Annotated in this window: 11 protein-coding genes; 5 read left to right on the top strand and 6 right to left on the bottom strand. The window is 71.7% G+C overall.

Features of this window, described 5'->3' with window-relative positions:
• Window positions 1–816 (bottom strand): HAD-IIA family hydrolase (locus GU5_RS0112140; protein ID WP_010525841.1); only part of this gene is annotated, 816 nt, incomplete at its 3' end.
• Window positions 817–1,011: 195 nt separating this feature from the next.
• On the opposite strand from GU5_RS0112140, the gene GU5_RS0112135 reads away from it, so the two are divergent.
• The 3 genes from GU5_RS0112135 to GU5_RS0112125 are packed head-to-tail and all read left to right on the top strand — an operon-like array spanning window position 1,012 to window position 3,153.
• Window positions 1,012–1,428: a GntR family transcriptional regulator gene (locus GU5_RS0112135; RefSeq protein WP_050806684.1), complete on the top strand. Its 417-nt coding sequence runs from the start codon at window positions 1,012–1,014 to the stop codon at window positions 1,426–1,428.
• Between the two features lie 55 nt (window positions 1,429–1,483).
• Window positions 1,484–2,386, top strand: coding sequence for an ATP-binding cassette domain-containing protein (locus tag GU5_RS0112130; RefSeq protein ID WP_010525839.1), 903 nt, complete (start codon window positions 1,484–1,486; stop codon window positions 2,384–2,386).
• Window positions 2,383–3,153: a hypothetical protein gene (locus GU5_RS0112125; RefSeq protein WP_010525838.1), complete on the top strand. Its 771-nt coding sequence runs from the start codon at window positions 2,383–2,385 to the stop codon at window positions 3,151–3,153. The genes GU5_RS0112130 and GU5_RS0112125 overlap by 4 nt, the downstream gene beginning before the upstream one ends.
• Window positions 3,154–3,271: 118 nt before the next feature.
• Here the strand turns inward: GU5_RS0112125 and GU5_RS0112120 are convergent, their stop codons facing one another.
• Window positions 3,272–3,838, bottom strand: coding sequence for a TetR/AcrR family transcriptional regulator (locus GU5_RS0112120; RefSeq protein WP_010525837.1), 567 nt, complete (start codon window positions 3,836–3,838; stop codon window positions 3,272–3,274).
• A 216-nt stretch (window positions 3,839–4,054) separates the two neighbouring features.
• Between GU5_RS0112120 and GU5_RS0112110 the strand changes: the two genes are divergently transcribed.
• A complete protein-coding gene (locus tag GU5_RS0112110; RefSeq protein ID WP_010525836.1) occupies window positions 4,055–5,347 on the top strand; it encodes an MFS transporter in 1,293 nt (430 codons plus the stop codon).
• Window positions 5,348–5,520: 173 nt separating this feature from the next.
• Here GU5_RS0112110 and GU5_RS0112105 read toward each other — a convergent pair whose 3' ends face one another.
• The 4 genes from GU5_RS0112105 to GU5_RS16495 form a co-directional block, all read right to left on the bottom strand.
• Window positions 5,521–5,898, bottom strand: coding sequence for a non-heme iron oxygenase ferredoxin subunit (locus GU5_RS0112105; RefSeq protein ID WP_010525835.1), 378 nt, complete (start codon window positions 5,896–5,898; stop codon window positions 5,521–5,523).
• A 76-nt stretch (window positions 5,899–5,974) separates the two neighbouring features.
• Window positions 5,975–6,355 (bottom strand): RNA-binding S4 domain-containing protein, encoded by a 381-nt coding sequence (locus GU5_RS0112100; protein WP_029514262.1) that lies wholly within the window; start codon window positions 6,353–6,355, stop codon window positions 5,975–5,977.
• 63 nt (window positions 6,356–6,418) lie between these two features.
• Window positions 6,419–7,051 carry a class I SAM-dependent methyltransferase gene (locus GU5_RS0112095; RefSeq protein ID WP_010525833.1) on the bottom strand — a complete coding sequence of 211 codons (633 nt, stop codon included), beginning with the start codon at window positions 7,049–7,051 and terminating at the stop codon, window positions 6,419–6,421.
• A gap of 411 nt (window positions 7,052–7,462) precedes the next feature.
• A complete protein-coding gene (locus GU5_RS16495; RefSeq protein WP_010525832.1) occupies window positions 7,463–8,143 on the bottom strand; it encodes a hypothetical protein in 681 nt (226 codons plus the stop codon).
• 658 nt (window positions 8,144–8,801) lie between these two features.
• Between GU5_RS16495 and GU5_RS0112080 the strand changes: the two genes are divergently transcribed.
• Window positions 8,802–9,792: peptidoglycan DD-metalloendopeptidase family protein (locus tag GU5_RS0112080; RefSeq protein ID WP_010525831.1), on the top strand; the 991-nt coding region annotated here is incomplete at its 3' end.

Genomic DNA, 9,792 nt, shown 5'->3' with positions numbered 1-9,792 from the left:
CGGGTCGACGTCGTCGTCGGCGCCCAGCGGCTCGTCGAGCAGCTCGTGGACGCCGTCGATGATGCGGTTCGGGCGGAACGGGTACTCGGCGATGCTCGCCCGATCGGAGAGGCCGCTGAGCACCAGGATGGTGTGCATGCCCGCCTCCATGCCCGCGACGATGTCGGTGTCCATGCGGTCGCCGATCATCGCCGTCTGCATCGAGTGGGCGCCCAAGTGGTTCAGCGCCGACCGGAACATCATCGGGTTCGGCTTGCCGACCACATAGGGGTCGCGGCCGGTGGCCTTGGTGATCAGCGCGGCGATCGCTCCGGTGGCCGGCAGCACGCCCTCCGGGCTGGGTCCGGTGGCGTCCGGGTTGGTCAGGATGAAGCGGGCGCCGGCGTTGATCAGCCGCACCGCCTTGGTGATCGCCTCGAAGCTGTAGTTCCGCGTCTCGCCGACGACGACGAAGTCGGGGTCGGTCTCGGTCATGATGAACCCGACCTCGTGCAGCGCCGTGGTCAGTCCGGCTTCGCCGACCACGTAGCAACTGCCCTGGGCGTTGTGCTCGTGGTCGATCTGTCCGGCGAGGAAGGTGGCCGTCGCCAGCGCGGAGGTCCAGATCCGGTCCTCGGGGACGACGAGGCCGGAGTGCCGCAGGCGGGCGCTGAGGTCCCGGGCGGTGAAGATCGAGTTGTTGGTCAGCACCAGGTAGGGGAAGTCCTGACGGCGCCACTGCTCGAGCAGCTCGGCGGCGCCCGGCAGGGCGTCGTTCTCACGGACGAGCACGCCGTCCATGTCGGTCAGCCAGCATTCCACAGAGTCACCGTTCATGCGGTTCATCCTACGCAGGCGCGATGACTCTGCACAGGACGCGGATCACGTCCCCGCCGCCGTCTCATCCCTCGACCCGGGCGATGGCTCCGCGGAAGGTGCGGGAAAGAGCGCACATTCCCACACCTTCCGCGGAGCCATCTCCCGGGTCGGGCAGTTGACGCCGTCTGACGTCCATGGTTCATTAGTGGAGTAATGAACCACAGAGGTGGTGTCGCCGAGCGGTCGGAGGTCGGATCTGTGGACGAGGGGCGGGCACTCTTCGTGCAGATCGCCGAGCAGGTCGAGGCCTCGGTGCTGGACGGAACGCTGGAGGAGGGCGAGCGCGCCCCCTCGACGAACGAGCTCGCCGCCTTCCACCGGATCAATCCGGCGACGGCGGCGAAGGGCATCAACCTGCTCGTCGACCGCGGCATCCTCGTCAAGCGGCGCGGGCTGGGCATGTTCGTCGCCGACGGTGCCCGCGAAGTGCTCCGCGCCGAGCGGCGCCGGCAGTTCGCCGACCACCACATCGAGCCGATGCTCGCCGAGGCGGGAGTCCTCGGCCTCGACGTCGAGACCGTCGTCGAGCTGATCCGGGCGCGCGGAGTGCCCGGCGGCGGAGCCGGCTGACCAGCATGGACAGGCGCGACGCCGAGCCTCGGCGTCGCGCAGGAGGGGAGGGGAGATGGACGCCGTCATCGAGGTCGACGGGCTGACCCGTCGATACCGCAGCACCACGGCGCTGGACGCCGTCTCGGTGCGCTTCGAGAGGGACGTCATCCACGGTCTGCTGGGCCGCAACGGGGCCGGCAAGACCACGCTGATGTCGACCGTCACCGCGCAGGAGTGGCCGACCTCCGGGGAGGTGAGGGTCTTCGGCCAGCATCCGCATGAGAACGAGCAGGTGCTGCCGCGGATCTGCTTCGTCCGCGAGGAGCAGCAGTACCTCGACGATGCGCGGGCCTCGCATGCCTTCGCCGCCGCGGCGATGGCGTTCCCCCGCTGGGACCAGGAGTTCGCCGAGCGGCTCGCCGTCGAGTTCAAGGTCCCGGAGAAGACGCGGATCAAGAAGATGTCGCGGGGGCAGCGCTCGGCGGTCGGGGTGATCATCGGGCTGGCCTCGCGCGCCGAGGTGACCTTCTTCGACGAGCCCTACATGGGGCTCGACGCCGTCGCTCGCCAGCTGTTCTACGACCGGCTGCTGGCCGACTACGCCGAGCACCCGCGGACCATCGTGCTCTCCTCGCATCTGATCGACGAGATCGCCCACCTCATCGAGCATGTGGTGCTCCTCGACGAGGGGCGGGTGGTGCTCGACGAGCCGGTCGAGGAGCTGCGCGACCGCGCGGTGACGCTGGTCGGCCGCGCCGACGCCGTCGGCGAGCTCACCGCCGGCCGGACGGTCCTGCAGCACGAGGGCATGGGCCGTACATCCCGCACCACCGTCCTGGGTGGGCTCGACGCCGGCGAGCGACGGCGCGCGGCCGAGCTGGACCTGGACCTGCTGCCGGTCTCGCTGCAGCAGCTGGTGGTCCACCTGACCTCGCAGCGGGAGCGGCACGAGCAGCAGGAGAGGAGCACCTCATGAGTGCCGAGACTAGGCCGTCCACCACGTCCTCCATCACGCAGCAGGCGGTGCACCGCTCTCCCTATGCCCGGGTGCCGGCGGCGTTCCGCCTGCATCTGGTCAATCGGCAGATCATCTGGATCCCGCTGATCGTCTTCGGCGGCGCCTGGGCGCTGTCGCTGGGCATCGGACTGTGGGCACAGCGGCTCGACGGTGGCCCGGGGCCGGGCGACCCGGTCTACACCGGGTCGGGACAGGCGGCGCTCTGGTGTCTGGCCTTCATGGCCGCCTACTCCGGTTCGCACACCTTCCCGTTCGCGCTGGCGCTGAGCTTCAGCCGGCGGGTCTATCTGCTCGGCACACTGCTGGTCTTCGTGCTGATCGCGATCTGCTACGGGATCGTCTTCGGCGCGGCGGCGGCCGTGGAGCAGGCCACTGATGGACTGGGACTGCACACCTACAGTCATGCGCTGCCGTTCCTGGTCGCCGACGGCATCTGGGTCGCCGGACTGGCGGCCGCGGTGGTCGCACTGATGCTGATGCTGATCGGTTTCGGGGCGTCGATGCTCTACCGGCGCTTCGGCGTGCTGGTCTTCTGGCTCGTGCTCCTGGTGCTGACGGTGCTGATCGTCGTCGCAGTGCTGCTGACCGTCCAGACCGTCGGCTGGGACGGTCTCTGGGGCTGGTTCGACCGGCAGACCGCACTGAGCGCGGCCGGCTGGTCCGGGCTGGTCGCCGTCGTGATGGCCGGCGTCGACTACGGGCTCATCCGCCGCGCGACGGCGTGACCCGAAGGGTGACCATGCGGTGCCGCCCGCCCCGAGTCGCCTCAGGATGACTCCGTGGAAAGTGTGGGAATGAGCGCGCATTCCCGCCCGTCCCACGGAGTCATCGCAGGGAGGGGGCTCACTGCAGCAGGTCGCGGGCGATCTCCCGCGCTTCGGTGATCAGCTCGCGGCCGCGCACGCCCTGGTGGGCGAAGGCCCCCTCGAGCAGCAGGAACAGATGCCGCCCCAGCTGTGCTGGACGGGCCTCCTCCGGGTTGTCCTCGCGCACGAGTCGGGTCAGCAGCTCCTCGACGGATTCCTTGTGGCGGCGGATCACTGCGAAGGCCGGGTGGTCCGTCGGAAGCTCGGCGGCGGCATTGAGGAAGGCGCAGCCGCGGGTCACGCGCAGCGCGTCCTCGGCGTAGACGTCGAAGAGGACCAGCGCGCGCGGCGGGGCGGCCTCGTCGATCCGCTCCTGCAGCCGGGGCCACCAGGAAGAATGGCGGTGCTGCAGATACGCCGCGACCAGCGCGTCCTTGGACGCGAAGTTGTTGTACAGGGTCCGCTTGGTCACTCCCGACTCCTCGGCGATGCCGTCCACTCCCACGGCATGGATGCCGTGCTCGTAGAACAGCCGCGAGGCCGCGTCCAGGACTCGGCGGGCTCCCGGCGTGAGCTGGTCGACGTCGATGGTCTGATCGTTCATGGATACCTTGACTTCACTGATCTGTGTACCTACGCTGAGCGCGGAACTTCACAGATCGGTATAGGGGGTTGTCATGTCCGTGATGCGGTCCATTCTGCACTGTCTGCGCGAGATCGGTCGCGGCGTCGACGCGGCCAGCGCGACGTGGCTGGGCGTTCCGGCGTCGGAGAGCTCGGCCGTCGAATCGAGGCGCGGCGGCTCGCGGGTGGTGCGGCGATGAGCGGGGCGGTCGTCCAGACCGAGGCCCGTTCCGCGAGGCGCGACGTGCCGGCGACTCCGCTCCACGCCGCCGCCACTGCACGGCTGGCCGGATCCGGGCTGGCGATCATCGCGGTGACCTACGGGCTGGCGCGCTTCGCCTACGGGCTCTTCGTCCCGGCCTTCCGCGCCGAGTTCGACCTCGACGCTGCTCAGGTCGGGGCCATCGGGTCGGCCAGCTACGCCGCCTACTGCGCGGCGATCTACCCGGCGATGATGCTCGCTCCGCGGCTCGGCGGGCGGACGGTCGCGCTGACGGCCGGGATCTGCGCCACGCTGGGCCTGCTGCTGATCGGCCTGGCCCCGACGTCGGTCGTGCTCGCCGTCGGAGTGGTGCTCGGCGGGCTGAGCACCGGGCTGATCTCGCCGGCGATGGCCCACGCCGTCTCCGCACGGGTCGCGGCCTCTCGCCGCGACCGCACTCAGGTGGTGGTCAATGCCGGCACCGGGCTCGGCGTCGCGCTCTCCGGGCCGGCGGCGCTGCTCGCCCTGGAGCAGTGGCGCGCGGCCTGGCTGGTCTTCGCGCTCCTCGCCGCGGCCGCCACGGCCTGGGTCGTCCGCGACGTGCCGGAGGGCCGGGCCGGCGGCAGCGCCCCGGCTGGTCTCGCCGTCGGGGCGTCCCCGGCGCGCCGCACCGTCGAGCGGCTCGCCGGACTGCTGCCGCGGCCGCTGCTGCCCGCCGGTGCGCCGCGCCTGCTGATCACCGCCGCCGTCGTCGGGGCCACGACCTCGGCGGTCTGGGTCTTCGGGCGGGACGTGCTGACCCAGGTCGGAGGTCAGGGCGAGGTGACCACCACGCTGGCCTGGAGCCTGCTGGGGCTCTGCGGACTGCTCGGAGCCGGAGTGGAGGATCTGGCCCGCCGCATCGGCGTCGGGCACGCCTGGGCGGGCACGGCGCTGGTGCTGGGTGCGGCCACGGCGGTGCTCGGACTGCGGCCGGACTCGGCACTGCTGGCCTGCCTCGCGACGGCGATCTTCGGCGTCGGCTATATCGCGATGACCGGACTGCTGCTGGTCACCGGTGCGCGAGTCTATCCGCGCCAGCCCTCGGCCGGAGTCGGGCTGGCGTTCCTGGCGCTGGCCGCCGGGCAGACGGTCGGCGGAGCCGCCCTCGGCGCGATCACCGAGGCCGCCGATGCTCGCACGGCCTTCGTGGCGGCCGCCGGCTGTGCGCTGCTCTCCGCGCTGCTGGTCCCCCGGGTCCCCGGCGCGTCCCCGGACAGGGAAGAACCCCCGGGTCGACCAGCGTGAGGGGGACGCTTCAGAACGGTCGGCCCGGGGGCTCTCGAATCACTCGCACCTTGATGAGGTGATTACTACTGTAGGCCCCGACCTTGACGGGAGGCATGACGCAACCTGGGAGTTTCCTGGGAATTATCGTCCCAGGTCAGCAAGATTTGAAAGGTTTCGCCCTGACAGGTCTCTCAGCTCGTGCGAGCTTCCGGATGCGGGGTGCCCGGGTACAGGACGAGGCGGCCGTCCTCGACGGTGACCAGGTGGGTCCTCACCGGAGTCAGCGCCGGAGGCGTCTCGGGCTTCCCGGTCTTCAGGCAGAACGCGGAGGCATGCATCGGGCACTCGAGCGTGTCCTCCTCGACGAAGCCGTCGGAGAGCGAGACGGACTCGTGGCTGCACTCGTCGTCCAGTCCGAAGAACCCTCCGTCCTCGGCGTGGACGACGGCGATGTCGCCGTCGTGGCCGCTGTCCTCGGCGTCGACGCGCATCACCTCGCCCTCGGGCAGCTCATCGGAGGGGCCGATGTCGAGGCGGGGTGCGTCGTCGGGGATCTCGGCTGCAGTCATGGGGTCAGCCTTCCTGCCCTGCACGAGGGCATCGGGGGTGTGGAGAACGGGCGGGCGTGCCGGTCGCCGGACGGGCTCAGAGATCGCCGCGGAGCCGGTCCAGCTGGCGCCGCTCGCGCTTGGTCGGCCGGCCGGCCCCGCGCGGGCGCACCGGCAGGCCGACGTCGCGCGGACGGATCCGTTCGGGGGAGTGGTCGCGGTAGGCCCGCTGCGCGACCGGGGCGCCCACCCGCTTGGCGTGGGTGTGGACGACCTCCAGCACGATCTCATGGCCGGGGCGGCGGACGCGCACCGTGGTGCCGGGGCTGATCTTCAGCGAGGCCTTCGCCGGTTCGCCGCCGATGGTCACGTGGCCGGCGCGGCAGGCGGTCGTCGCCTCCGAACGGGTCTTGAACACCCGCACCGACCAGAGCCAGGCGTCCACACGGACCGGCGACGTCGGGGCTGTCTCGGGCATGGTCCCAGTCTAGGCGAGAGGCCCCGGGGCCTGTCGCGCGGGCGGCGGGTCAGTGGAGGGGGATCAGAGACGGCGGAGCAGCCAGTAGTCGGCGCCGCCGTTCTCCAGATACGGCGCATTGATCAGTTCGCTGATGATCTCCACCAGTCCCTGCTCGGCCAGCTGTGCGATCCGCGGCGGGTAGCCGTCCTCGAGCGAATGCGTCCGGCGCACGCTGACGGCGAGGTGCCCCTCGGGCTCGGTGAGGTCCAGCAGCGCGTCCAGTCCCTCGATGCCGATGTGGCCCAGGGTCAGCGTGCCTGAGCAGAGCACCAGCGGGAAGTGCGGCGAGTCCTCGGCCGCGGCGTAGGCCAGCAGGTCGACGCCGCCGGCGACGGAGGCATAGGTGCCGGTCTCCTCAGCGCGCTCGGCCATCTCCGGCGAGAGGTCGACGCCGTGCAGCCGCACCTGCGGGCGCCGCTGGTGCAGCATCCGTCCGACCAGGCCGGTGCCGCAGCCGGCGTCGAGGGCGTCGACGGCGGACTCGGCCGGGACGGCGAGGGCGGCCAGGCCGGCGACGATCATCGGCGAGACGTAGCCCTCCGACATCACGTCATGGTCGTAGTCGGCGGCCCAGTCGCGGTAGTAGGCGGCGATCCGCTCGTGGTCGCCGTCGAGCTGCAGGGCGCCGTCGGCGTGTGCAGAGGAGTCGGTCATGGGTGCCTCCCGGGTCGTTCGGCGGATGCTCCGGGGTGTGCTCCGGGGCGTGCGCCGACACGTGCGTCGCGTCGGTCCGCTTCGACCGTACCCGGAGCACGGCCGGTGCGGTCATACTGCGTCACCCGCGGCGCCGACGAAGCGCGATGGCGGCGCGAGGTTCTGCGGTCCAGCATCCGGCACAGCACAGGCCCCGCGCCGCGAGGACGGAGGGGAGCATCCTCGCGACACGGGGCCTGCCGTATCACTCGCACCTTCGAAGAGGCACTCTCCACAGTAGGGCGGAGCGCTGGACGCCGAGTCCATGCGTGCTGGGCATGCTCTCCGACTTTCCTGGGATCTCGCGCAGAATCTCGCGCCGGGCCGGGTGGCTCCGGCTCCGGGGCGCGGACCACCCGTCGGTCGGACTCGTCAGTCCTGCTGATCCTGCGCGGCCCCCTCGTCCTGCGAGTGGTATTCGCCGTCGCAGGTCCCGTCCATCCAGGACTGCACGGGCTCGAGCTCGGTGAGGACCGCCTGCCGGTCCAGCGAGTCCAGGTCCTCGCCGAGCGTCGCGTCCACGGCGGCGAAGGGATCGCGCAGCGTCGCCGGGACCATCCGGTATGTCTGCTCGACGGCCTCGTGCGCTCCTGCCAGGTCTTCGGCGGACTGCAGGCCCCCGTCCATGTCGGCGCGCAGCCCGTCGAGGGTGGAGCCGACGGCCATGCAGGCCTCGTCCCGGGAGAAGTAGGCGCCCAGCTCCGCGGAGCGCTGCTGGCCGTCGGCCTCGAGCTCCTCCAGCGCGGGCAGCCCAGGATCGCCGGGGTCGGCGGAGGAGTCCCCGGCGTCCCCGGCGTCGTCCGTCCCCGTGGCTTCGGGCGACTCTCCGGGGTCGGTCGAGTCGTCGCCATCGGAGGCGGACGACTCGGCGGGGGACGCGGCGGACGACGACGGGGCGGGGGAGGACGAGGCGTCGCCGGAGGGGGATCCGGGCTCCCCGACGGCGCAGCCGGCGGCGGCCAGCAGTGTCGCGACCAGTGCGGCGGGGAGGGCCGTCCGACGGGCGACCGACGATCCGCGGGGACGAGGTGTCGGGTGCTGGATGAGGTGCATGGTTCTGCCCTTCTCGTGCGATGGACTGCGGCGCGATCAGCGCGGAGCGCGGTCACGGGTCACGTTCCGATCACGATATCGCCGGCGTGCCGAGCGAAGGCGACGACGGGCCGGAGTCCGGTGGAATAGTGGTCGACCACAGGGGGTGGCGCGGCTCCGACGACGGGCGTCCTGCGGTAGTGGCGGCCGGCTCGGCCGCGTCGCCCTCTGATCGTCTTCTTCCCGGTCAGCAGCCTGCGCAGGGGTGGAGCCTCCGGCGGCGTCGGACCGGCTCCCCGGCCCCGGACGCGCCGTCGTCGCCGGTCTCGCGCGGCGGCCGAGGGTTGAACCCGAGGTCGAACGTTGCGCAGATTCTCCTTGCCGTGACCTCGTCGTGACCCGGTACAGTGAGTCACGACTCGCCGGGGTTCGGCCCTGTCTCAGGTGTCCCATCGTGCGGCAGACGCCGCCGGACGAGTCACGCAAGCCCGCGAAGCGGGGCTCCGAGCCCGCGCCGCCACCCATCGCCGGCCGCCTCCCGCGGCGGCCGCCGGGGCTCCCATCCCCGGCGACGACCAGCACTGGTCGCGACGAGGCCCGGCGGAGTCGGTCGTCCGGAGGTCGCAGCTTCAAGGGGACGGTGACGCGCGCCGCGCGTACGTCTAGTGAGGAATCTGCTGTGCCGAATAAGCTCTCGACGGCCATCGTCGGCTCTCTCGCCGTCGGCCTGACCATGCCGCTGAACACTGTGGCGGCGCAGGCGATCCCTGCCGCGCCGTCGACGCCCTCCACCGGAGACGGGTCCCAGCGCCCCGCCGGCGACACTGCGACGGCGGCCCCGGGCGTCCTCGACGGCGTCGCCCTGCGCACCAGTCGCGAGGCCGGACAGTTCCACCGCCCGCTCGACGCCGGCTCCTACCGCTACACCTCCGAGTACGGAGCGCGCTGCATCCCGGTGCAGGGCGGCTCCACCTACCACCTCGGCCAGGACATGGGCGCCGCCGAGGGCAGCCAGATCCGCGCCGTCGCCGACGGCACCGTCGTCCGAGCATCCAGCGGGACCCGCTACACCTCCGGCTACGTGGTGCTGCGCCACCAGGTCGACGGCGAGACGGTGCACAGCGCCTACTACCACATGTGGGACGCCACGACGCACGTCCAGGTCGGTCAGCAGGTCAGCGGCGGGCAGACCGTCGCGCTGGTCGGCAACTCCGGCCCGTCGACGGCGCCGCATCTGCACGTCGAGATCTGGGAGGGCGACTGGCTGACCGGCGAGTCGCAGGACCCGACCCAGTGGCTGGCCCAGCGCGGCGTGAGCCTCAAGGGCGATGCCGGACAGGTCCAGAACATCACCACCCCGAGCTCCTGCGGCTACTTCACCGCCCAGGACACCCCGCTGCGCTCCGGCGCGAGCAGCACGGCTCCGGTGATCGACCAGCTTCCCGCGGGCACCGAGATGACCTCCGTGCCCGGCGACATGGTCAACGGCATGGTCCGGGTGACCGTGGACGGGCAGAGCGGCTGGGTCCGCCACCCGCACGTCACCCCGTCGCGTCCGGCCGGCACCGACTCGTCCGAGTCCGCGGCCGCGAGCCCGGACGACTCGTCGACGTCGGGGCATCACCTGGGTCAGTACCTGCCGGGCACCCGGGGGCTGGTCGAGGAGCTGG

The sequence above is a fragment of the Nesterenkonia sp. F genome (assembly GCF_000220985.1).
GTDB lineage: Bacteria > Actinomycetota > Actinomycetes > Actinomycetales > Micrococcaceae > Nesterenkonia.
Note: the sequence above shows the minus strand (reverse complement) of the source record. Positions and strands in the feature narration are given on the sequence as shown.